General features: G+C 61.7%; 23 protein-coding genes and 1 tRNA gene. 10 read left to right on the top strand and 14 right to left on the bottom strand.

What is annotated here, in order from left to right:
• Positions 1-151 precede the first annotated feature (151 nt).
• From X773_RS42930 to X773_RS42920, 3 genes are all read right to left on the bottom strand, one after another.
• Entirely contained in the window at positions 152-976 is an 825-nt protein-coding gene (locus X773_RS42930; RefSeq protein WP_023674458.1) for a carbohydrate ABC transporter permease, read from the bottom strand.
• A gap of 19 nt (positions 977-995) precedes the next feature.
• Positions 996-1,868, bottom strand: coding sequence for a sugar ABC transporter permease (locus X773_RS42925; RefSeq protein ID WP_156937283.1), 873 nt, complete (start codon positions 1,866-1,868; stop codon positions 996-998).
• Between the two features lie 68 nt (positions 1,869-1,936).
• Positions 1,937-3,205 carry an ABC transporter substrate-binding protein gene (locus tag X773_RS42920; protein ID WP_023674456.1) on the bottom strand — a complete coding sequence of 423 codons (1,269 nt, stop codon included), beginning with the start codon at positions 3,203-3,205 and terminating at the stop codon, positions 1,937-1,939.
• 391 nt (positions 3,206-3,596) lie between these two features.
• Between X773_RS42920 and X773_RS42915 the strand changes: the two genes are divergently transcribed.
• Positions 3,597-4,844, top strand: a complete 1,248-nt coding sequence (locus X773_RS42915; RefSeq protein ID WP_023674455.1) for an MFS transporter — start codon at positions 3,597-3,599, stop codon at positions 4,842-4,844.
• Between the two features lie 73 nt (positions 4,845-4,917).
• Positions 4,918-6,069 carry a ribonuclease D gene (gene rnd / locus X773_RS42910; protein ID WP_023674454.1) on the top strand — a complete coding sequence of 384 codons (1,152 nt, stop codon included), beginning with the start codon at positions 4,918-4,920 and terminating at the stop codon, positions 6,067-6,069.
• Between the two features lie 12 nt (positions 6,070-6,081).
• On the opposite strand, the gene X773_RS42905 is transcribed toward rnd, so the two are convergent.
• From X773_RS42905 to guaB, 3 genes are read right to left on the bottom strand one after another with little or no spacing between them, the layout of a single operon-like run.
• Positions 6,082-6,501 carry an MAPEG family protein gene (locus X773_RS42905; protein WP_023674453.1) on the bottom strand — a complete coding sequence of 140 codons (420 nt, stop codon included), beginning with the start codon at positions 6,499-6,501 and terminating at the stop codon, positions 6,082-6,084.
• Between the two features lie 28 nt (positions 6,502-6,529).
• Entirely contained in the window at positions 6,530-7,069 is a 540-nt protein-coding gene (locus X773_RS42900; protein ID WP_031211165.1) for a hypothetical protein, read from the bottom strand.
• Positions 7,070-7,100: 31 nt separating this feature from the next.
• Positions 7,101-8,603, bottom strand: a complete 1,503-nt coding sequence (gene guaB, locus X773_RS42895; RefSeq protein WP_023674451.1) for an IMP dehydrogenase — start codon at positions 8,601-8,603, stop codon at positions 7,101-7,103.
• 292 nt (positions 8,604-8,895) lie between these two features.
• Between guaB and X773_RS42890 the strand changes: the two genes are divergently transcribed.
• Entirely contained in the window at positions 8,896-10,317 is a 1,422-nt protein-coding gene (locus tag X773_RS42890; protein WP_023674450.1) for an MFS transporter, read from the top strand.
• A gap of 143 nt (positions 10,318-10,460) precedes the next feature.
• Here the strand turns inward: X773_RS42890 and X773_RS42885 are convergent, their stop codons facing one another.
• Complete coding sequence (locus X773_RS42885; RefSeq protein WP_023674449.1) at positions 10,461-11,156, bottom strand: RlmE family RNA methyltransferase; 696 nt, start codon at positions 11,154-11,156, stop codon at positions 10,461-10,463.
• A complete protein-coding gene (locus X773_RS42880) occupies positions 11,153-12,574 on the bottom strand; it encodes a Ppx/GppA phosphatase family protein (protein WP_023674448.1) in 1,422 nt (473 codons plus the stop codon). The genes X773_RS42885 and X773_RS42880 overlap by 4 nt, the downstream gene beginning before the upstream one ends.
• 56 nt (positions 12,575-12,630) lie before the next feature.
• Here X773_RS42880 and X773_RS76170 point away from each other — a divergent pair, with 56 nt between their 5' ends.
• The 3 genes from X773_RS76170 (at position 12,631) to X773_RS42870 (ending at position 14,005) form a co-directional block, all read left to right on the top strand.
• On the top strand, positions 12,631-12,804 hold the full coding sequence (locus tag X773_RS76170; RefSeq protein ID WP_156937264.1) for a hypothetical protein: 174 nt from the start codon (positions 12,631-12,633) through the stop codon (positions 12,802-12,804).
• Positions 12,805-12,903: 99 nt separating this feature from the next.
• Positions 12,904-13,836, top strand: coding sequence for a lysylphosphatidylglycerol synthase domain-containing protein (locus tag X773_RS42875; RefSeq protein WP_023674447.1), 933 nt, complete (start codon positions 12,904-12,906; stop codon positions 13,834-13,836).
• A gap of 95 nt (positions 13,837-13,931) precedes the next feature.
• A tRNA-Gln gene (locus tag X773_RS42870) sits at positions 13,932-14,005 on the top strand.
• Between the two features lie 628 nt (positions 14,006-14,633).
• Here X773_RS42870 and X773_RS76165 read toward each other — a convergent pair.
• The gene (locus X773_RS76165) at positions 14,634-15,368 is read right to left on the bottom strand and encodes a hypothetical protein (protein WP_156937263.1); all 735 of its coding nucleotides are present in this window, start codon (positions 15,366-15,368) and stop codon (positions 14,634-14,636) included.
• Between the two features lie 769 nt (positions 15,369-16,137).
• Between X773_RS76165 and X773_RS42855 the strand changes: the two genes are divergently transcribed.
• On the top strand, positions 16,138-16,560 hold the full coding sequence (locus tag X773_RS42855) for a CBS domain-containing protein (protein WP_023674444.1): 423 nt from the start codon (positions 16,138-16,140) through the stop codon (positions 16,558-16,560).
• Between the two features lie 155 nt (positions 16,561-16,715).
• Here X773_RS42855 and X773_RS42850 read toward each other — a convergent pair whose 3' ends face one another.
• From X773_RS42850 to X773_RS42835, 5 genes are all read right to left on the bottom strand, one after another.
• Positions 16,716-17,141, bottom strand: a complete 426-nt coding sequence (locus X773_RS42850; RefSeq protein ID WP_023674443.1) for a hypothetical protein — start codon at positions 17,139-17,141, stop codon at positions 16,716-16,718.
• A gap of 733 nt (positions 17,142-17,874) precedes the next feature.
• Positions 17,875-18,306, bottom strand: coding sequence for a nuclear transport factor 2 family protein (locus X773_RS42845; protein WP_023674442.1), 432 nt, complete (start codon positions 18,304-18,306; stop codon positions 17,875-17,877).
• A gap of 423 nt (positions 18,307-18,729) precedes the next feature.
• Complete coding sequence (locus tag X773_RS77840; RefSeq protein WP_210164202.1) at positions 18,730-19,017, bottom strand: hypothetical protein; 288 nt, start codon at positions 19,015-19,017, stop codon at positions 18,730-18,732.
• 27 nt (positions 19,018-19,044) lie between these two features.
• Positions 19,045-19,707, bottom strand: a complete 663-nt coding sequence (locus X773_RS42840; RefSeq protein WP_023674441.1) for an acyl-homoserine-lactone synthase — start codon at positions 19,705-19,707, stop codon at positions 19,045-19,047.
• Positions 19,708-19,791: 84 nt separating this feature from the next.
• Complete coding sequence (locus tag X773_RS42835) at positions 19,792-20,514, bottom strand: LuxR family transcriptional regulator (protein ID WP_023674440.1); 723 nt, start codon at positions 20,512-20,514, stop codon at positions 19,792-19,794.
• Positions 20,515-20,664: 150 nt separating this feature from the next.
• Here X773_RS42835 and X773_RS42830 point away from each other — a divergent pair, with 150 nt between their 5' ends.
• From X773_RS42830 to X773_RS42820, 3 genes are read left to right on the top strand one after another with little or no spacing between them, the layout of a single operon-like run.
• Positions 20,665-21,312, top strand: coding sequence for an isochorismatase family cysteine hydrolase (locus X773_RS42830; RefSeq protein ID WP_084640934.1), 648 nt, complete (start codon positions 20,665-20,667; stop codon positions 21,310-21,312).
• The gene (locus tag X773_RS42825) at positions 21,309-22,622 is read left to right on the top strand and encodes a glutamine synthetase (RefSeq protein WP_023674438.1); all 1,314 of its coding nucleotides are present in this window, start codon (positions 21,309-21,311) and stop codon (positions 22,620-22,622) included. Before X773_RS42830 ends, X773_RS42825 begins: the two co-directional genes overlap by 4 nt.
• The gene (locus X773_RS42820; RefSeq protein WP_031211164.1) at positions 22,622-23,398 is read left to right on the top strand and encodes an N-formylglutamate amidohydrolase; all 777 of its coding nucleotides are present in this window, start codon (positions 22,622-22,624) and stop codon (positions 23,396-23,398) included. Before X773_RS42825 ends, X773_RS42820 begins: the two co-directional genes overlap by 1 nt.
• Positions 23,399-23,434: the final 36 nt, after the last annotated feature.

Genomic DNA, 23,434 nt, shown 5'->3' with positions numbered 1-23,434 from the left:
TGCGCGAAAAGCACATGGGAGGGTGCATTTGTCAAGGCAAGCCGCGGCTGGGTCGAGTTCGCGTTCTTCCCGCCCTATCCCACCGGCATCAATTTATGCTCGAGGCGTCAATCTGAGTTCGCTGCTCGGTGCCGGCAGTTCAACTATGCACTCACCCCTTCACCCCGCCCGCCGTGAGGCCGGAGATGATCTTGCGCTGGAAGATCAGGACAAGGATGACGAGCGGCACGGTGACGATCACCGATGCGGCCATGATGTTGCCCCACGGGATCTCGAATTGAGAGCTGCCGGAGAGCAGGGCGATGGCGACCGGCACGGTTCGCTGCTCGTTGCTGGAGGTAAACGTCAGGGCAAACAGGAACTCGTTCCAAGCACCGATGAAGGCGAGTAGCCCGGTGGTCGCCAGCGCCGGCCACATCAGCGGCAGGAAGACGCGGCTGATGATGATCCAGGGCGTGGCGCCATCGAGGATCGCCGCTTCCTCCACCTCGATCGGCAGGTCACGAACGAAGGCGGTGAGCACCCAGACGGTGAACGGCAAGGTGAAGATCATGTAGGACAAGATCAGCGCGAACGGCGAATTGTAGAGGCCGAAGGTGCGGATCAGCTCGAAAAGACCGGCAAGCACCGCCAATTGCGGGAACATCGAAACGGACAGGATAGTGAGGAGCAGAGCCGAGCGGCCGCGGAAGCGGATGCGCGCCAGCGCATAGGCGGCGGTGACGCCGAGGAACAGCGAAATGACAACAACCGCGCTCGAGATGAACAGCGAGTTCACGAGATTGCGCAGGAAGGTCCCCTCGGTGAAAACGGTCTTGTAATTGCTGAAGGTAATCGTCTTCGGCCAATAATCGATCTGGAAGAGCGCCGTCCCGGATTTCAGGCTGGTGATGATGGCGTAGTAAAATGGGAATACCGCGACGACGACGATAACGGCGACGAGGAGGTAGAAAGCCGTGCGCTTGACGATCCACATGGTCAGCAGCCCCACATGATCAATAGTCCTTGTCCAGTCTTATCCGGCCGAGCCACAGAACGAGCATGGTCAGCAGAGCGAGGATGAGGAAGAGCAGCGTCGAGGCGGCGGAACCGGAAGCGAACTTGTCGAACTCAAACAGGCTCTCGCGGGCAAACACCGACATCGACTTGGTGTGTATGTTGTTTGGCGTTAGCACGTAGATCAGATCGAAGATGCGCAGGGCATCGAGACCGCGAAAGATCATGGCCACCATCAACGCCGGTCGGATGAGCGGCAAGGTGATCTTCCAGAAAATTCTCCACGCGCCGACGCCGTCGAGCTTGGCGACCTCGTAGATTTCTTGTGGAAGCATCTGGAGGCCGGCGAGAATGAGAAGCGCCATGAAGGGGGTCGCCTTCCAGATGTCGACAACAAGGACGGCGACCATCGCCGTGTCGGCGCTGGCCGTCCAGGCGATCTTGGTGCTGACCAGGCCGAGCTTGAGCAGGACGTCGTTGATGATGCCGAACTGGTCGTTGAGCATCCACTGCCACATTTTCGCCGAGACGATCGTCGGGATCGCCCAAGGGATGAGGATCGCGGCGCGCACGATGCCGCGGCCGCGAAACTTGGCGTTGAGCACCAGCGCGACGATCATGCCGAGCACCGTCTCGCAGGTCACCGAAATCACCGCGAAGCGCACCGTGTTCCAGACGGCGCGCCACCAGACCGGATCGGCGAGCAGCCCGTCATAGACGACGCGGCCGCTCGGCATTTGCACGACGGAGAAATAGTTGGCGAAGCCAACCCAGCGGCGGGCTTCGAGGTCGGCGAGCGAGGCATCGGTGAAGCCGAAATAGATCGTGCGCATCAATGGCCAAGCGGCAACGGCGGCGAGCACGATGAGCATCGGAGCAAGCAGCAGCCATGCCGAGCGCACACGCTGACGCGCCAGCAGCGAGCCTGAGCGCGGCGAGGTCACCAGGCGGTGCCCTTGAGCCTGGTCAAGGAGAACTCCAGATCGGCAAGGTTGTCGGCGGCTGTGCCCTCGCCGGACATGGTGTTGTGGACGGCGGTCCAGAACTCGCTCGATGCCTCATTGTACCTGGTCTTGGCCTGGGCCGAGGGACGCGGCACCGCGTTGAGGACGACTTCCTTCCAGCGCGGAATCACCGGCTGGGCGCTGGCGATGTCGGCATCGTCATAGAGTGCCTGGATGGTCGGCAGATATGCCCCCTTCAAGGCGCGGTACTTCTGCATCTGAGGCGAGGCGATCCATTTGACCAGCTCGATCGCTGCATCCGGGTTCTTCGAATATTTGGAAACCGCGAGATTCCAGCCGCCAAGCGTTGCTGCCGGGCGCGCGCCCTCACCCGACCCCGGCGGCAGCGTGGTCACCTTGAACTTGCCTTTGATGGGGGAGCTTTCGCTGTTGCCAAGCGCGTAGGCGTAGGGCCAGTTGCGCATGAAGACGGCGTTGCCGGTCTGCCAGACTCCGCGCGACTCTTCTTCCTGGTAGGCCAGAACGCCGGGCGGCGAGATGGTTCCCACCCAGCTCCTCGCCATTTCCAGCGCCGCGGCTGCTTGCGGATTGTTGATGGAGATCGTGCCGTCCGGCTCGATAATCTGGCCGCCGCCGTTCGACTTCACCCATTCGAGTGCATCGCAGGTCAGCCCCTCATAGGCGTTGCCCTGGAAAACGAAACCCCACATGTCCTTGTTGCCGGCCGCGCGCTCCTTGTCCATGACAAGCTTGGCGGTATCGGCAAGTTCAGCCCAGCTGGCCGGGACCCTGGCGCCGTATTTGTCGAGGAGATCCTTGCGGTAGTAGAGCGCCGGGGCGTCGGTGAATATCGGCAAGGCGACGAGCTTGCCGTCCACGGTCTGCGATTTGATGATCGATGGGAAATGGGCGCCAACGACATCCTTGGTCGCTTCGGTAAGGTCGATGAACTGCCTTGCAAGCTGGGGGGCCCAGATGATGTCCGTTTGATAGACGTCGACGTCGCTGCTGCCGGCGGCAAGCCAGAGCCGGTATTGGCCAAACTGGTCCGTCGCCGAGGGAGGCAGCGGAACGACGCCAACCTTGTTGCCGGTCTTCTTCTCGTATTGATCGAGGATCTCGCGAAGGATTCTCTGGCCGTTGCCGGTATCTCCGGACACCATGGCGAGGTCGACAGCCCGCGCCGGCCCGGCAGCCAGAACTGCGGCCACGGCAAATGCCGCAAATGCGGAATGAAATTTCATGATGGCGGACCTCCCTTTGGAGCTTCAGGCCGGGCAGCAGAAACGACGTCGATGCCTGACACCGTCTCCGCACACCGGCAGCTCACAAGACGCGTATTCGCCCACCAGCACTGAACTACAAAGATACGCCTTGGTTCCCAACACGGAGGGTCCGGCGCCACGCGGTAGCGCAAGTTCCCCCTCGGTAATGCACCTAAAGCGTGTCGCGTTCGATCGGCCTCATGCGACGCGCTTTAGGTTCTTGTTTTTATGCATGTCGTTATCGCAAAACCGCTGCACACTTTTGCGCGACATGCATTAAGGCCCCCGGCTGGCCCCAACGCCACCGGGAATTGCCGCTGGCATTGGCGAAGGCGATGGTTCAAGAAGGATCAACGACAGGCTTTCCTTCATGTCCTCCATCCGCCCGCTGATCCCCCTCCTGATCGCCGCCGGCATCCTGCTCGGCGGCAACGGCCTGCAGAGCACGTTGATTGCGCTGCGTGGTGCGCAGGAAGGTTTTCCCGCTTCCTCGATCGGCCTGATGGGCACGTTCTATTTCGCCGGCTTCCTGCTCGGCTGCCTTGCCGTGACCCGCATCATGAAGTCCGTCGGCCATGTGCGCGCCTTTTCGGCACTCGCGGCGATCGCCTCGGCGGGAACGCTGCTTCTGGTGCTGGTCATCGATCCGGTGATGTGGTGCGCCGTGCGCTTTGCCGGCGGGTTCTGCTTTGCCGGCCTGTTCACCATCATGGAAGCCTGGCTGAATTCCGGCGTCACCAACACCGACCGGGCGCGGGTGCTTGCCATCTACCGGATGGTCGACATCGGCTCGGTGACGGGCGCCCAGTTCCTGATCCCGATCTTTGGCGCCGGCGGCTTTGCCATCTTCGCCATCATGTCGATGATGATCACCGTTTCGCTGGTGCCGGTTTCGCTCGGCGACCGCTCCAATCCGACGCCGCCGGAAGACGTCAAGCTCGATTTGGCGCGCGTCTGGCGGATCTCGCCGCTCGGCTGCTTCGGCTGTATCGCCGTCGGCGTCACAAACAGCGCCTTCCGCACCCTGTCGCCGGTCTATGCCGAGCAGATCGGCATGTCGGTCGCCGACGTCGTCACCTTCGTCAGCGTCGGCATTTTCGGCGGCGCCATCATCCAATACCCGCTTGGCTATCTCTCCGACCGCTGGGACCGGCGCTCGGTGCTGCTGATGACGACGTGCTGTGCGATGGTGGCGGCACTGGCGCTGGCATTCGTGGCAGGCGGCAGCCCGTTTCTCAACTTCCTGCTCGTCTTCATCTTCGGCTGCTTCGCCATGCCGCTCTATTCGTTGTCAGCGGCGCATTCCAACGACCGCGCCGACAAGGGCGAGTTCGTGCTGATCAACGCTGCCTTGATGCTGTTTTATTCCTTCGGCGCCATTGGCGGGCCGTTCGCAGCCTCGACGGTGATGCAATTTTTCGGGCCGAGCGCGCTGTTCGTGTTCAGCGCCACCGTCTATGCAATCTTCGTGGCCGTCATCCTTTACCGGATGCAGGCGCGCTCCGCCGTGCCGGCCACCCATCGCAGCCGTTTTACGGCGCTGTTGCGCACTTCGACGGTTTTTGCCCGGCTGGCGAAGCGGAATGCCGATCCCGATGAACCCGCAAAGCCTGGATAGAGGTGCTGGTGCTTGACGAAAGGGCGCGCGGCTGAAATTGAAAGAGACCCTATCCCTTGCCAAAAGCGATTTGATGCACGTCATCACCACCCAGAAAGAACTCGAGACCGCTATTGCCGCTTTCGAAAAGGCGGAATTCGTCACCGTCGATACCGAATTCATTCGCGAAACGACCTTCTGGCCGATCCTGTGCCTGATCCAGATGGCAGCGCCCGGGGTGACCGCGCTGATCGATCCGCTGTCGCCCGACATCGACCTGAAACCGTTCTTCAGGCTGATGGCCAACGAGGCGATCGTCAAAGTCTTCCATGCGGCGCGCCAGGACATCGAAATCATCGTGCATCTCGGCGATCTGGTGCCGCATCCGGTGTTCGACACCCAGGTCGCGGCAATGGTCTGCGGCTTCGGCGACAGCGTCTCCTACGACCAGCTGGTGCAGCGCATCACCGGAGCGCGGCTCGACAAGTCCTCGCGCTTTACCGACTGGCGCCACCGTCCGCTGTCCGAAAAGCAGCTCGACTACGCGCTCGCCGACGTCACCCACCTGATCGAGGTCTACAAGCATCTCAGCGCCGAGCTGGTGCGGGAAAACCGCGCCCACTGGCTGAACGAGGAGATGGACGTGCTGACCTCGCGCGAGACCTACGATCCGCATCCCGAGGATGCCTGGAAGCGGCTCAAAATGCGGCTGCGCAAGCCGCAGGAACTGGCGATCGTGCAGGCGGTGGCCGCCTGGCGCGAACGCGAAGCGCGCGAGCGCGACGTGCCGCGCGGCCGGGTGCTCAAGGACGATGCGATCTACGAAGTGGCGCAGCAGGCGCCGCGCGACGCTGCGGCGCTGAGCAAGCTGCGTACCACGCCAAAGGGCTGGGAGCGCTCGTCGACGGCGACGGCACTGCTTGGCGCGGTAAACGCTGCCCTTGCCCTGCCCAGGGAAGAGATGCCGAAGCTGCCGAAGAGCTTCCAGCCGCCGGAGGGGTCAAGCGCCGCGGCGGAGTTGCTGAAGGTGCTGCTGCGGATCGTTGCCGAAAAGGAGGGCGTCGCATCCAAGGTACTCGCCTCCAGTGACGACATCGACCGCATCGCTGCCGAGGGCGAGGAAGCCGACGTGCCGGCATTGCAAGGCTGGCGGCGCGCCGTCTTCGGCGAGGCCGCGCTCAAGCTGGTGCGCGGTGAACTCGCCATCAGGTTCGACAAGCGCAAGATCGCTGTGTTCGATTTGTAGCCTTGAGCTTGCTCAGACCAAGCCGAGCAGATGCAGCGCTAGCCATATCCAGCCAAGTGCAAGAACTACCGCGCCCAGGTAGAATGCCCTGCTGCGCAGGATTAGCCGATTGCTGGTCAAGTGGACCGACGCGTGAAGATAGCGGGAGACGACAAATATCCACATCAGAGCCAAGGTCAGATAATTGACGCCATTGGTCACGTGCAGCGTCAAGCATAAGACGTAGAAAAGCACCTGCAGTTCGAACTGGTTGCTCAGATTGTCGGCGACGGTGATACTGGACCCAGGCTCCGTCGAGCGCGTCTTGAACTGGCCGGTCTTGGCTTCGCCCGACCTGACCGCACCATAGCGGCGCCGGCCCATTACGATATAGACGATATAGACCAGCAGCACCTGCGCCAGCATCGGCCAGAAGATCGCGGTCTGGTTCAAGACGCCCCCTGTCGTTGTCACCCAGCCTTCAAGGCCGTTTCTGAGCCATCAGAGTGAAAGCCGCAATGACCGTCACTGGTATCGCCAGTAGGGCGAACTTGGTGACGATCAGCGCCGAGGCGAAGGATAGTGAATCCGGATTGGCCGACAGAAAATCGGACAAAAGACGAGCCACGGCGATATTCTGGGCATAGTCGGTAAGCAGGTAGGGCAGCACCAGCACAACCGCGAATATCGACTGGGTTTGCGCAGGCAGTGCACGGAAATTCTTCAGCCGCCGGCCCGTGGCCAGGATCAGGCTGACCATCGTCAGCGATAGCAGCGCCGGAAAAAGCAGGTCGAAGGTCAGGTAATGCCAGACGAGAATAATTTCGCTGCCGCGCCGGCCGAGGGCTGTTAGCCAGGCCATGCCCTCATCCGGGGTGAAACCGGTATAGCGCATGTCGAGCGACGGCAGACCGCCGCTCAATTGGCGAAAATAGAGGAACTCCATCGCCGTCATGATGATGAAAACCGCCACGGTGGCGGTACAGAGTGCGGCCGCGTGGCGCGACAGCCGCAGGATCATTGCCGCCAGATTGCGCCAAGACGCATGACGGTCAGGCTCCGCCAGGATAATTCGGGCTTTCGCGGGTAATCGTGACGTCATGGGCGTGGCTTTCACGAAGTCCGGCATTGGATATCCGCACAAAAGTGGCGCGCTCGCGGAAATCGGCAAGGTCGCGGCCACCGACATAACCCATAGCGGCTTTCAGGCCGCCTGCAAGCTGGTGCAGCACGCCAGACACAGGTCCTTTGTACGGCACCTGCCCTTCGATGCCTTCCGGGACCAGTTTCAGCGTGTCGCGCACCTCGGCCTGGAAATAACGATCGGCGGAGCCGCGCGCCATCGCGCCGACCGAGCCCATGCCGCGATAGGCTTTGAAGGAGCGGCCCTGGTGCAGATAGACCTCGCCCGGGCTCTCGTCCGTGCCGGCCAGCAGCGAGCCGATCATCGCAGCACTTGCGCCGGCGGCCAGTGCCTTGGCGAGATCGCCCGAATATTTGATGCCGCCGTCGGCAATGACCGAAACGCCGGATTTCTGCGCCGTCTCGACCGCCGACATGATCGCCGAGAGCTGCGGCACGCCGACGCCGGCGACGATGCGGGTGGTGCAGATGGAGCCTGGCCCGATGCCGACCTTGACCGCGTCGGCGCCGGCATCGATCAGCGCCAAGGTGCCTTCCGCGGTGGCGACGTTGCCGGCCAGGATGCGAACCGAGTTGGACAGCTTCTTGGCCCGCGTCACCGCATCCAGAACGCGCTGCGAATGACCGTGCGCGGTGTCGATCACCAGAAGGTCGACGCCGGCGTCGATGAGGCGCTCGGCCCGTTCGAAACCGTCATCGCCGACGCTGGTGGCGGCGGCGGCGCGCAAGCGCCCCTGCGCATCCTTGGTGGCGTGCGGGTTGAGCTGCGACTTCTCGATGTCCTTGACCGTGATCAGCCCGACGCAATTGCCGTCCCGGTCGACCACAACCAGCTTCTCGATGCGGTGCTGGTGGAGCAGCCGCTTGGCCTCGTCCTGATCGACGTTCTCCTTGACCGTGATCAGGTTCTCGCGGGTCATCAGCTCATAGACCTTTTGCGCCGGGTCGGACGCGAAGCGGACGTCGCGGTTGGTCAGGATGCCGACGAGCCGGCCGACCGTGTGGCCGCCGGTGCCGCCGTTCTCGACCACCGGGATGCCCGAGATGCTGTAGGTGCGCATCAGACCCAGCGCATCGGCAAGCGTCGCCTCGGGACCGATGGTGACGGGGTTGACCACCATGCCGGACTCGAACTTCTTCACCTGCCGTACCTGCTCGGCCTGTTCGGCCGGCGAGAAATTGCGGTGGATGACGCCGATGCCGCCGGCCTGGGCCATGGCGATGGCGAGCCGCGCCTCTGTGACCGTGTCCATGGCGGCCGACAGGATCGGCACGTTGAGGTCGATGTCGCCAGCGATGCGGGTGCGGATGTCGGTCTCGCCGGGCATGACCTCGGAATGACCCGGCTGCAGCAGCACGTCGTCAAAGGTCAGCGCCAATGCGCCGGTGGACGTCTCGATGATTTTTACCATGGCCAGCCCTCGGAATGCAGGAAAGGCGCTCGCCCTGATGGACAGCGCCGACTCGTCTTCTTCCCTTTCAGGATTGGCGCTGGCTCGTAACACGTCCCGTCGCCGTTGAAAAGCCGATGGTTGTGTAGTGGCAAAGCTGCATTTGCCGCAGGTGATGCAAGACTTGCGGTCGCACAAACGTGACAGCAAATTAATGCGACATCCGGGCCCAGCCATGATAACCGCCCTACCTGTCGGTTTGGCCCCAAGGCCGGCAAGCAATAGCGATGCACATTTCAAGACCGGATCCATCGTGAACCGCACCATTCCGCTTATCCTGGCGGTCGCTCTTTTCATGGAAAACATGGATTCGACCGTCATCGCGACATCGTTGCCGGCGATCGCCATCGACATCCACACCAGCCCGATCGCGCTCAAGCTGGCGCTGACCGCCTATCTGGTATCGCTGGCGATCTTCATTCCGATCAGCGGCTGGATGGCCGACCGCTTCGGCGCCAAGAATGTCTTCCGCGCCGCGATCGCCGTGTTCATCGTCGGTTCGGTCGCGTGCGCCATTTCCAATTCGTTGCCGGCTTTCGTGGTGTCACGCTTCCTGCAAGGCATTGGCGGCGCCATGATGACGCCGGTCGGGCGTCTGGTGCTGGTACGCGCGACGCCGAAAAGCGAGCTCGTTGCCGCCATGTCGTGGCTGACTGTCCCGGCTCTGGTCGGCCCCCTGGTCGGCCCGCCGGTCGGCGGCTTCATCACGACCTATTTTTCCTGGCACTGGATTTTTCTGATCAATGTGCCGATCGGGCTGATCGGCATCTGGCTGGCCACGCGTTTCCTGCCGAAGACCGACGCCGCGCAGACGCCGCCGCTCGATCTCATCGGTTTCGTGCTGAGCGGGCTGGCGGCATCGGGCATTGTGTTCGGCCTGTCGGTGGTCAGCCTGCCGGCTCTGCCGCCAGTTGCCGGCTTTATCACCGTTGCCGTCGGGCTGGCATCGGCGGTGCTTTACCTGCTGCACGCGCGCCGCGCCAAGAATCCGCTGCTGGCGCTCGAGCTGTTTCGCAATCGGGTGTTCCGCTCGTCGGTGCTCGGCGGCGGACTGTTCCGCATCGGCATTGGTGCCGTACCTTTCCTGTTGCCGCTGATGTTCCAGATCGGTTTCGGGCTGACGCCGTTCCAGTCCGGCATGATCACCTTCGTCTCGGCGATCGGCGCCATAGGCATGAAATTCGTCACTGCCCTGATCTTCAGGGTCGCCGGCTTCCGCCGGGTGGTGATTTCAGGCTCGCTCATCGCTGCCGCGTCCATCGCCATCAACGGCCTGTTCACACCCGACACGCCCTATGGGCTGATCCTCGCCATGCTGCTCGCCGGGGGCTTCATCCGGTCGATGTTCTTCACCGGCATCAATGCGCTTGCCTACGCCGAGATTTCGGCCGCCGACACCAGCAAGGCCACGCCGATCACGGCGGTGTTCCAGCAGTTGGCGATCGCACTCGGCGTGGCGCTGGCCGGCGGCATCCTGGAAGTGTCGACCAATATCCATGGCGGCCCGCTGACGCTGAGCGACTTCCACACCGCCTTCTTCATCGTAGCGGCGGTGTCGGCGGCAGCCTCGCTGTCGTTCATGCGGCTGGCGCCGGACGCCGGCAATGCCGTGTCGGGACATGGCAGGTTGACGCCGCCGAAGACGCTGGAGCCGGTGAGCCCGCCGGGGAGTTGAGGAACCCTTCCCTTCTCCCCTTGTGGGAGAAGGTGGATCGGCGCGCAGCGCCGAGACGGTTGAGGGGTNCCAAGCTGGAACACCCCTCATCCGACCTCGCTTCGCGAGGCCACCTTCTCCCACAAGGGGAGAAGGAAAGGGCGCTACCCCTTAAAATCCTTCGCCAACAAATAAAGCTCCACCGACTCATCGCGTGAGGCCGGCGGCTTGACGTGATGGACCGAGCGGAAATTCCGCTTCAGCCTGGCCAGCAATTCGTTTTCGGCGCCGCCCTGAAACGTCTTGGCGAGGAAATGTCCGCCCGGCTTCAGCACCGACAGCGCGAAATCGGCCGCCACCTCGCAAAGATGCATGGTGCGGATGTGATCGGTCCGCTTGTGGCCGGTGGTGGGTGCGGCCATGTCTGAAAGCACGATGTCCGGCTGGCCGCCCAGCGTCTCGGCCAGCTTTTCGGGTGCCTGCGGATCGAGGAAATCCATCAGCAGCACCGGCGCGCCCGGCACGGCGTCCATCTCGAGATAGTCGATGCCGACGACGTTAGGGTGTTCCGCGGTCGACTTGGTACGCGCGGCGGCGACCTGGCACCAGCCGCCGGGTGCCGCACCAAGGTCTATCACCTTCATGCCAGGCTTGAGCAAATGGTGCTTGTCGTCGATCTCGATCAGCTTGTAGGCGGCGCGCGAGCGATAGCCGTCGGCCTTCGAGCGCTGGACATAGGGATCGTTGATGTGGCGCTGCAACCAGCGGCGCGACGATTCCTTCAAGCCGCTTTTCTTCTTGATCTTCGTCTTCAGCACGCGAATGCCGGCGGAGCTCGGTCTTTCCGGTTTCTTGGTCATTGCCGGCCTCGCCGCCAGACGCCGTCATCGGCCATCAATTCGCTCAGTATGCCCTCGCGCAGGCCACGGTCGGCGACACGCAGCCGCTCCGACGGCCAGACGGCACGGATCGCCTCCAATATGGCGCAGCCGGCCAGAACCAGGTCGGCGCGGTCGGCGCCGATGCAGGGATTGGCGACGCGCTGCTGGAAATCCCAGCCGACCAGCTTTTCGACCATGCGGTCGACGCTGTCGCGATCCATCCACAGCCCGTCGACGCGGCGGCGGTCGTAGCGTTCGAGATCGAGGTGGACGCCGGCCAGCGTCGTCACTGTGCCCGAGGTGCCGAGCAAATGGAATTTCGGGCTGGACAGGAGGTGGCTCAGCCGGTCGCGCTCGTCGAAGGCGCGCAGCCGCATTGCGACATCCTCGACCATGGCGCCAAAGATCTCGCGCGTGACCGTGCGGCCGCCAAAACGCTCGGCCAGCGAGACGACGCCGACCGGCAGCGACGTCCACGAGACGATATGGTTGGCAAGCCTTGGCGAGCGCTGACCGGTGAGGTCGATCAGCGCGATTTCGGACGAGCCGCCGCCGATGTCGAACAGCACGACGCCTTGCGTGTCGCGCTCGACCAGCGAGCCGCAGCCCGACACCGCCAGCCGCGCCTCGGTCTGGCGGTCGATGATCTCGAGCTTCAGGCCGGCCTCGCGCTCGACGCGCTCGAGGAACTCGACGCCGTTGGCGGCGGTTCGGCAGGCCTCGGTGGCGATCAGCCTGGCCTTCCTGACCTTGCGGTTGCGCAATTTGTCACCGCAGATCTTCAGCGCCTCGACCGCGCGGTCCATTGCGGCGTCGCCAAGCCGACCATTGGCGGTAAGGCCCTCGCCCAGCCTGACAATGCGCGAGAACGCATCGATGACGCGGAACTGGCCATGGCGCGTCGGCACCGCGACCAGCAGGCGGCAATTGTTGGTGCCGAGATCGAGCGCGGCAAACACCGGCAATTCCTGCAGCGGCGGCGGTGTGCGGGCACCTTGCCCCGGCCTTGGCGAGGTTGGAGGCAATTGCGCGATCGAAGCCGATTGCGCGATCGAGGACTGCGGCGCGATCGAAGCCGCTGGCTGGGACGGGCGAGCGGCCGAGGCCCCGCCGGCGACGGGCACCGAAGTGCCTGTTATCCCCGGACGAGCCTCGTCGCGTGCGAAAACCTTGCGCCCGCGCCGCCGCTTGCGCCGCTTCTTGGGTTTGCCGTTCTGATGCGGGCCGTTCTGGCCCTTGTGGTCGTGGGACGTGTCGCCAGCCTGTCCGTTACCCGACCGGGGCTGCATCTGACGGCCGTAGCGTCCGGTGGATGGGCTTGCCTGGCCGGACGGCGTCGGCGAACCCCTGGACACGCCCACTTCCGGCGCGCCAGCGCCGGCTTCGTGGTCTTCCACTGTCGTTCCTTCCGGCGCCGCGCGAACCGGAGACCGGACGCAGCAGGCGCTTTTACATGTTCAAGTTGCCGCCAGACTATCAGCGCACGGCCGGATCACCAAGAGTGCTCGCGGCGAATTTTGCCGGCGGCATGAAAGCCGGCGACGTCGGTGATCCCTTCTCCCCTTTGGAGAAGAGAAGGCGCGAGCGCCACAACGCGCCTTCCCGGTTGAATAGCCGGCTTCAATGAGGCATTTCTGAAATGGAGGGTAAATCATTCGGCAACGCGGGCGGTTTGCCTGCTGCGAACCGGAAAACGGTACGGGCTGCAACGCATGATCGTCATGCCATGAACTGGAGGCGCTATTTCTGGCCCGTCGTCGGCATCGCCGCGGTGGTGTTCTCGCTGTGGCTGCTGCTGCACGAATTGCGCGGCATCTCGCTTGATGATGTCTGGGCCGGCATAATCGCCATCCCGGCGCGCGGCTGGGTGCTGGCGGCGCTGAGCTCGGTCGTCGCCTATGCCTCGCTCGCCGGTTACGACCACATCGCGCTGCTGCACATCGGCAAGAAAGTCTCGTGGCTGTTCGTCACCTTCTGCTCGTTCACCACCTACGCGCTGTCGCACAATATCGGCGGCTCGGTGTTTTCCGGTGCGGTGATCCGCTACCGCGCCTACGGCACCAGGGGCCTGACCGGGCAGGACGTCGGCATTCTGGTGGCGATCTGCTGGATCACCTTCGTGCTGTCGACGCTGTTCGTCTCGGGCATCGTGCTGCTGCTCGAGCCTGAGGTGATCGACCGGTTTTCCGGCACGCCGCATCACCGGCTGGCGCAGGCGGCCGGCCTTGCCATGCTGCTCGTGGTGGCGGCCTATGTCTTCGGCAGCTGGCTGCATCTCAGGCCGCTGAGGATCGGCAGCTTTCAGCTGCACTATCCGGCGCTGCCGATCGTGGCGCGGCAATTGCTGGTCGGCCCGATCGAGCTGCTGGCGGCGGCGGCGATCATCTTCTTCGCCCTGCCCGCCACCGGCAATCCCGGCTATTTCATCGTGCTCGGCGTCTTCCTGGTGTCGTTCTCGATCGCACAGATCTCGCACGCGCCGGGCGGGCTCGGCGTGTTCGAGGTGGTCTTCCTTGCCGGCTTGTCGCATATGGATCAGGTCGGCGTACTGGCGGCGCTCCTGGTGTTCCGGCTGTTCTACCTGATCATCCCGCTGCTGATCGCGCTCGGCGTGGTGCTGTTCTTCGAGCACTCGCAATACAGCCGCAGCGAGAGTTGAAGCGCCGGAAGCCGACGATTGCACCCAGACACAGGGTTGACTATTTTCCGGCGGCGGCTACAAGGGCCGCGCGGCTGCCTGGCGGCCCACCCTGCTGGGGAATAGGTTAACGGTAGACCCACGGACTCTGACTCCGTTAGTCCTGGTTCGAATCCAGGTTCCCCAGCCAACAAGCCAAATCAGAGACTTATGGCGATCGGGATTTTTCGTTTCCTGCAATTTCGTGCCGCGACACGCCACACTGTTAGCCGCTATCCAATTTGAACGACGGCAGGCGGCTGGTCCGCATCCGCTGCGGCTACTGCAAGAGCTCTACAATTATTTCCCCGATGATCTGATCCAGATTTTTGGCGATGTGGACATCGACTCGCTGGCTTACCGAATGAAAATGCGAAGACGGCAAGGATCACGGCAGGCTGGAAGTGGAGCCATTTTCCGCGACCAAGCGCGAGGCTGTCGGCCTTCGTATCCGCCGGCTGGGAATCAATCGTATTCCGGTATGGAGTGACGGATCGTAGGCAGGCTCTTGTGGCAAGACGGGGCCGCCCCGCTCGTATTCAAGCTCCTTCTGGCATCTTGTAAGGCTTGATGTATCCTCGACGTTCTAAATCGGCCCGGTCCTCGATTTTGGCCCGTAAAGCTGTTGTCGAAGGTCCGATGCCTGATCCGGCCATAGTTGTTCTGCAATTTGCATCTTGTGGAGCACCGAATAATCTCGGTATGGAGAAGGAAACCTGGTTAGCAATAGAAACATTGCGCCAAAAATACCGCAAATAAAGACATAGACAACGATTATCTTACTGTAAACTCCAAGAGATGACGCGATCCATATTTCCTTCATCAGAAGCATATTTATTGCGTACACGCATGCTATTACTACAATCAACAACATCAAAATAAAAATATACGAAATATTTGGAAGCAGCCGAATGAAAACCTGTAAAAACCAGATGTGGTATATTCGATGGAAAGTATTTCCCGATGGCAGTCTCTGGAATCAAAGCTGACTGCATAACATTGAGTATACCCCGAGGAAAAATCCGCTTGAGAAGGTGGGCTATAGCCCCGTCGACGATTGCTATGTTGGCCTGGAGGGTGGCCGCGTATATTCCGAGCGTGCTTGATATAGCGAGAAGAGATTCCGCAACACCTGGAGAGCTTTTAATAGAAATTCCATAGACGCTAACATCGGTTCCTAGGTGAAAGTAGTTCGCAACCAAAAAGGTAAAAAGTGATATATTTAAAATGGTGAATTTCCCACTTGACGACTTAAGATGATCCCTTCTGGCAACAAGCAAATCCAGCAACGATCGATCCAGCTTGCCGACATCATCATCGTCTACAAGTTCGAGGTCGTGGTCAATGATCTGGGCAGGACTCAGCCAGCGTCGCGGGAACATCGCATTGTAGCGCTTGCGTTCCCGAAGCCAAAAACCGAGGCGAGCAAAAGGAAAGCTGCACCAGAACCGAATTCGGTTCCAGGTTCGCGTCAGGACGGCTCGCCCTTTCGCCGCGCTGCTCGATAGGTTCACGGTGTCCCCCCGGGCCTTCTGGTCAGGATGCAGCGCCGGCGTCACCCCCGCAAGGGCGGCCTCGCGATTCCCACGGTTTATATCAATTCCTGCTTCGGCAGTGAATTACGGTGACAGTGCACTTTTTGCCATGCCGCCGCCGCAGCAGCATGGTGCACCTTGCCCGCGTTCCCGGTCTGCCGCATCCCCGGCACCGTACGGGCGAGCCAAAGTGTTTTCACGTCCGAAGACTATAAGTTCCGCAAGAACTGCTCATCGAGTATTGCCGCGTCGCCGATGTCGCGGGTTTCGATGCACCTGTGGGCCGAGAGCATCGCCGGGCAAATCGGCAAAGCCGCGAAACCCGGAAAACGAGGCAGGCGGCGAAAAGAAATTAGTGCACCGGAATTACGGTGACGGTGCACTTTTTACCATGTTCGCCCCGCCGCATTGTGTAACCTTGCCCGCGTTCCCGGTCTGCCGCAGCACCGTACAGGCGAGCCAAAGTGTTTTCACGTCCGAAGACTATGCGTTCCACAAGGACCGCTCATCGAATATTGCCGCGTCGCCGATGTTGCGGTTATCGATGCTGGGGGATGCGGCAGACCGGGAACGCGGGCAAGGTGCACCATGCGGCGGGAGCGACATGGTAAAAAGTGCACTGTCACCGTAATTCCGCATGACAACCACCGCAAAATGCGGGTCTGGATGATGACCTCTGGCAGCCAAACCCCGTCCGCGTTAGAATGGGACAGGGGGACATTCACCAACCCAGCAAGGGAGGTCCGCCATGAAAGTCAAAGACGCAATGCATAAGGGTGTCGACTGGGTCAGCCCCGAAACCGCTGTCACCGAACTGGCGAAAATGATGCGAGCCCAGGATATCGGGTCGATTCCCATTGGAGAGAACGACCGACTGATCGGAATGGTGACCGACCGCGATATTGTCTGCAACGGACTGGCAGAAGATGGTTTCGACGGCCGCATCGCAACGGCGCGCGATGTTATGACGGCCGGCATTCACTGCTGCCGCGAAGACGACGATCTGGCCAAGGCCGTACGGCACATGGAAGAACTGAAAATCCGCAGGTTGCCGGTGATCAACAAGAATATGCGGATGGTCGGCATCCTTAGTGTCGGCGACGTCAGTCAGTCGGCACCGAGGGAACTGGTGTCCGAATACGTCAAGAGCGTTTCCGCCCACCACCACTGAAGGGCGGCTCGCCCGTGCGCTAAGGCCTCAGTCTGCCGCCGCGCTGGCCACAGCGCGCCGGCAGAAATGTCCGGTCATCGAGGCCGTGGCGCACCGGAAAAGCCCGCCGGCCGAAGCCGGCTGGAGCGTCTGCAGTCGCCAGAGTGTGGGTAACTTTATGCAGCCTTCAGGTTAATCACCCGCATCACTGCGACCGCTGTTCCGTTGTTCGTAGCAGCCTCCTTCGTGCTACCCTTGCCGCAGCTCCATACGTCACCCTCCTTGGCCGTGAACTGCATGTCTCCGGCCGTGACCTGCAGCTCGCCTTCAGTGACCGTGCAGACCATATCGTCGGCCATGACATCCCCGAGCGGGCTAGTTGCCTTTGGCTGGTAGACGACGTCTTCCATGGCAATTTTCTTGTACCCCTTGATATGGGAGTCTCGTGTTCCCAGTTCGACGAGCCGAACGCCGGGAAAAATCTCTTTGCCATCAGTCGGACCGTAGGTCTTGGCCGCTACCGGAATGGGCTTTGCGACCAATAGCGGGGCCGCCAACGAGGTGGCACCAAGGGCGAGAGCATTACGTCGATTCATCTTCATAACATCCTCCCTGAGTTAGTTCGCCCGACCGGGCGAACCTGATATTTTACGCGCCCGTTCAGCCAAATAGTCAAAACACAATTGGGCAAGCCAACGCCTGGCCTGCGCGCGTTCTGGCGTGCCGCTGTCCTACACCGCCGAAGTGCTTCGCGCGTCTTGGCGGCTCGCTGCGGCTGGCTGCGCATGGCCTGCCTGCCACACCTCTTGACTGTCCGAGCGGGTTAGATACTTTTTGCTGCGTGCCTTGAGAAAAGCGGTGCCGGGCACCTTGGCCAGCCGCGTGATAACCGACGAATGGGTGAGCCCTCACGTCGAAGAGAAAGAAGAAACAGCACCAGCTCTTGCTGGCCGCGCTGCCTAAAGCGAAACCGAAAATGACCTAGATTGTTGATGCGACGCGGGAAATTGGCCGCTAAGGATGAATTACGGTGACAGTGCACTTTTACCATGTCGCCTCCGCCGCATTGTGCACCTTGCCCGCGTTCCCGGTCTGCGGCATCCCCCAGCACCGTACCGGCGAGCCAAAGTGTTTTCACGTCCGAAGACTATGTGTTCCACAAGAACTGCTCATCGAATATTGCCGCGTCGCCGATGTCGCGGTTTTCGATGCACCCGTGGGCCGAGAGCATCGCCGGGCAAATCGGCAAAGCCGTGAGAACCCGGAACGAGGCGCGCGGCGAAAAGAAAATAGCGGACTGTCACCGTAATTCCTAAAACCTCTCCGGCAACCCTTCTACTCCCCGACAATGGACGTCGGCGGGCGTGCCGAGGTTATCGGATCGGCATGACGAAGGACGATCCTCCACGCGCCTTCCTCGCGCCGGAATATGGTGGTGACTCGAAGCGCAATCGGCACCAGTTTGTTGCCACCACCGACCTTGGATTGGAACCGCTCGACCTCGATGATGTATCCTAAGTCGGCTGTCGCATACTCCGAGATGCGCTCAAATCCGATGGCCTTGCCGTGCCGGTAATTGGTGGCGGCCCGTTCCATGGTCTCAGCGGCCTTTCTCCATCCCTTCGCCGGCGGGCCAAAGGGATTGGCAATAATGACGTCGTCCTGTCGCGAGTAGAGGTTTTTCAAGGGCTCAGGATCGCCCTTTACGAAGGCATCCAGAGCCAGATGATCCTGCTCGATAAATTTCGTTAGGTCGGAGGCTAACATCTTAACATCGCCACATGACTAAAAAGAGAACTCTATCAAGCGCTTCATCCGCCCTTCGCCTTGCCGTAGGCATTCGAGCTGGTGTCCCGAGTATAGATCAGAATTACGGTGACAGTGCACTTTTTACCATGTCGCCCTCGCCGCACGTGCACCTTGCCGGTGTTCCCGGTCTGCCGCATCCCCAGCACCGTACGGGTGAGCCAAAGTGTTTTCACGTCCGAAGACTATGTGTTCCACAAGAACTGGTCATCGAGTATCGCCGCGTCGCCGATGTCGCGGTTTTCGATGCGCCCGTGGGCCGAGAGCATCGCCGAGGAAATCGGCAAGGCCGTGAGCCCGGGAAAACGAGGCAGGCGGCGAAAAGAAAATAGTGCACCGTCACCGTAATCCGCTCACAGGCCTCTAGCTGTGGCGGCGCCTTCACTAGACGGTGGAAACTATGACTGCCGTGAAATCGGTAGGCGGAAATACCCTTCCACTTGTGTCCTGAGCTGACTGCATCACGACGATGTATTCCGATCCAACCTGCTTGATCCAATAGCTACTCGTTACATGAGGAACGTTATGACAGTGAGATACTATTGGCACAAAATGCCCTTTGTACTTTTCTGCAATTTCAAATGATAACACATTGTTTTCCCATTTCACATTTGCCGAATGTTCCGCGAGCTGACCTTCCTTTATTCTGGCTGACGCAAGAATGACAGACATAATTACCCTCCCAGTTAACCATTAGACTTAGACCCGATTACAGACCAATGACACGCTGGTTTCTAGGAGGAACGGTATTTGCGTTCCACACCGAACCAACAACGAATGCTCAATCCCAAGTATCTTCCGCACACTCGCCAGCGCCGCCTCATTCACCTCGATATACGCGACGATGTACCATTCGCCGTTTTCTTCCCTGGCCATGCCCATCGGCTCGGCGCGCCATTTGAGGGCGCCGTGGTGCGGCATGAAGTAGGTTTCCTGGATGCCGCCGACGGCGCCGAGGCCCTCGTCGAGAGCGTATTCCATCACCGCGCAGCACAGCTGCGTCAGCGTACCCCGCAACCCGGTTGAGCGTTTGTCGGGAACGACGAATGTGCGGGTCCATTCGGCCCAATCGGGGCGCCTCGGGACGCCCGATTTTTCGCACATGTGAGAAAAGACCTCCGAGACCATGTGCGGCTCGCTCGTTGGGATCAATCGAGCCGAAGTCACTACGCGACCATCTTCGATACCGAGCAGGTAAGTCGCCGCGTCGGTATCGAACTGGTCCAGCTCGCGACCGTCCGGGCTCGGAGGGCGCCAATGTTTCTGGTGCACGAAGAAGTCGTGCCGCCGGCGCAGAAACTCGTCGAATTCGTTTTCGTAGAGATGCTTGTTATGCGCATTGACTACGTGGGCCGTTATCATGGCGCGATCCCCCGATCGTTTCTCGCAGGGATATTTGCAGTCGCGCTAATATACGTCACCTGTCCGATGGGACAGTTGACGCGTTTAGGGATGGATCAGACGGCGGCGCACCGCCTCGACGACCGCTTGCGTGGTCGTTGCGACGCCAAAAGCCTCGCGAGCCCGTGTCGAGTGCCATTTGACCGTACGCTCGGTCAGGCCGAGAATCTGTGAGGTTTCCGATGAGGTCTTGCCGGCCGCAGCCCAGAGCAGCACCTCTTTCTCGCGATCGGTCAGCACGCCTTCATCGCCGTCATCGTCATTCGCCAAGGCCTGGATCGACATGCCCGCGTATACCGCCATGGTCACCAGTTGCACCTGATGGCGCGCTGAAAGGGTGCAGGACTTCGCGGAAGACGCAAACGACAGCACGGATTGCCAATGATGAACGCTGAGCATCGGCACGGCGAAGCCGCTGCAGATGCCGAATTCAGTCGCCTCGCCGGCGACGCGTCGCGAGCCCTCCGTATCCGACCACTTTGCCGGGACTTCGGACCACAGGAACGGCTTTAAAGTCTTTGCCGAATAGATGCAGACACCATCAGCCGCGGCATGCTCGGCCTCGACATAGCGCTCGAACCAGCCGGCCGGCCAGCCATTCAGTTCAACCATGGGTGCAAGCTTCTGGCCACCGAGCGGCACGCCGCTCAGGATCAGGTGCTCGAAGCCGAGATTTCGCACGGTTTCGAGCAAGTCGCCCAGAAGCGGCCCGGTAGCTGTGTGCTTCCTGCAGCGTTCGACAAAGTCGAACACATCTGAATCGATCATGACAGAGACCCCCGTCTCCACGCCCGAAAACAAAGCTTACCTTAAATTAGCGACTTCGAATATCCCAATAAGTGCATCCGCACGCAGGACGTGTGGACCAAAACCAGCTAAATCAGCCAGACTTTGATCAGCGAAGCAGGACCCCCAAGCATGATGCGAGCATTGCCAAAACGAAACGAGCCGTTCCGGGCCGGCGAAACCGCGCTGCTTTTGGTCGACATGCAACGGGTCTGGCTGGAACCCGGGGCCGATCCGGCGCATCCGGAGCGCGGTCCCGACCACTATTTCTACCTGCAGACGGCGTCGCGAACGATCCCCAACCAGGAGCGCATGCTGGCGGCCGCCCGCGCCAACGGCGTCGAGGTGATCCATACAATCATCCAAAGCCTGACCGAAGACGGCCGCGACCGCTCGCTCGACCACAAGCTGACGCCGATCCACATCGCGCCGAGCCGGCCCGAGGGCCTGCCGGTGCCGTCGCTGGCGCCGGTCGGCGACGAGATCATGCTGCCGAAGACATCGTCGGGCGTCTTCAACTCGACCAACATCGACTATGTCTTGAAAAACCTCGGCGTGCGTTACCTGGTCGTCGCTGGCATCATGACCGACCAGTGCGTCGACATGGCGGTGCGCGATGCCGCCGATCGCGGCTATCTCGTCACCTGCGTATCCGACGCTTGCGCCGCCGCCTCGCAGGAGCGTCATGACGGTGCGCTAAAAGCCTTCGGCGGCTATTGCTGGGTCGCAGATACCGCCATCGTTACTGCCCGTTTCGAAGCCTTGGGAAAAGCTGCATGACCGTCGAACCGCTGGTTGCCGTCGTCACCACCGATCTTTCGGCGATCACGCGCGGCCGCTCGGTCGCCGAAAGCAAGCTGCAGAAGATCGCGGCGACCGGCGTCGGCTGGCTGCAGGCCAATCTGTCGCTGACGCCGTTCAACTCCATCGTCGACCCCAATCCGTGGGGCTCGTCAGGCGATGTGCGGCTCGTTCCCGATCTCAACGCGCGGTTCCGCACGGCGCTGACCGGATCGGCGACGCCTTTCGACATGGTCGCCGGCAACATCGTCGAACTCGACGGCAGCCCGTGGGTCGGCTGTACGCGGACCATGCTCAAGGATGCGCTTACTGAGTTGAAGGCAGCGGCCGGGCTTTCCGTCATCGCCGCCTTCGAGCATGAATTCCATATCGAGGGCGACTTCGGCCCGGCTCATTCGATGTCGTTGGCAGCACTGCGCCGCGCCGACCCGTTCGCCGCCAATCTGATGGCGGCGCTGGCGGAAGCCGGCGTCGCGCCCGAAGTGGTGATCGCCGAATTCGGCACCGACCAGTTCGAGGTGACATGCGAGCCGGCCGATGCGCTCGCCGCGGCCGATCGCGCCGTCGCCATCCGCGAGATCACGCGCGAAGTCGCGCGATGTGCCGGCTGGCGGGCGAGCTTCGCGCCCAAAACCGCGCCCGATGCCGTCGGCAACGGCGTCCACATCCATTTCAGTTTCGTCGACGAGGCCGGCAAGCCGGCGACCTACGATCCGGCCCAGCCTGGCGGCCTTTCCAGCCGTGCCGCTTCGTTCTGTGCCGGCGTGCTGCGCCACCTGCCCGCGATCACCGCCATGACGGCGGCGAGTGTGTCGTCCTACTACCGGCTGAAGCCGCATAGCTGGAGCTCGTCCTACACCTGGCTTGCCGATCGCGACCGCGAGGCGAGCCTGCGCATCTGCCCGACGGTGACGATCGGCGGGCGCGATCCGGCGCGGCAGTACAACATCGAATACCGGGCAGCCGACGCCACGGGCAATCCATATCTATCGCTGGCGGCGATCGTGCGCGCCGGGCTGGAGGGGCTGAAGGCCAAGCTGCCGGCGCCGCCGCTTGTCTCGGGCGACCCGACGCAGATGAGCGGTTCCGAGCGCAAGAAGCTTGGCCTCGTGCGGCTGCCGGAAACGCTGCCTGCGGCACTCGACGCGCTCGTTGCCGACAAGACCGTCACCGGATGGTTCGCGCCGGTGTTCGTCGAGACCTTTGTCGGCCTCAAGCGGCATGAGACCGAGCGCCTCGCTGGTCTCGACCCAGTGGCGGTCTGCGATCTCTACCGGACGCTGTATTGATGGCTGAGCCGCTTGCTAACGCCATCCTACCGGAAGGTTGGCTTCCAGCGGTCGAAGCAATCAACGAAACGGGGCGTTCCGATATCGTTTTGATATGCGAGCACGCTTCCAATCATATTCCGGCAGAGTATGCCCGGCTCGGTCTCGACAGCAGCCATTTGCAGCGCCATATCGCCTGGGACATCGGCGCCGCCGAAGTGACTCGTGTTCTGTCAAGACTGCTCGACGCTCCGGCTTTCCTCAGCTCCTATTCGCGGCTTTTGATCGATCTCAACCGGCCGCTTGGTTCCAGCGGCAGCATTCCGGTGCTATCGGAAGGCACTGACATCCCCGGCAATGTCGGCCTCGATCCGGAGGAACGAAGCCGGCGTGCCGAAGTCATGTTCGCGCCGTTCCATGACCGCGTGGCCGCCCACCTCGATGGCCGGGCGAAGCAGGGCAGACCGACGCGGATCGCGACGATCCACTCCTTCACGCCGGTCTTCCTCGGCATTGCACGGCCCTGGCACGCCGGCGTGCTTTACGATCGGGCAGTCGATTTCGGCCAGGCAGTGCTTGCCGGCCTGCGCGCCGACAGTGCACTCAACGCCGCGGCAAACGAGCCCTACGTGATCAGCCGCGACGGCGACTACGCCATACCGGTCCATGGCGACGATCGCGGCATTCCCGCGGTCCTTATCGAGATCAGGCAGGACCTGCTGGCGAGCCGCTCCGGCATCGAGCAATGGGCGAAGCGGCTGGCGGCGGCGTTGCCGGCGCAGACACAGGCTTTGTGAACAAGCTCGGCTCAGTAGCGCAACGCGAGAGCCCCG

It is taken from the genome of Mesorhizobium sp. LSJC280B00, from assembly GCF_000502835.1.
In the GTDB taxonomy this organism is placed as follows: Bacteria; Pseudomonadota; Alphaproteobacteria; order Rhizobiales; family Rhizobiaceae; genus Mesorhizobium.
This window is presented reverse-complemented; position numbering and strand designations above follow the sequence as displayed.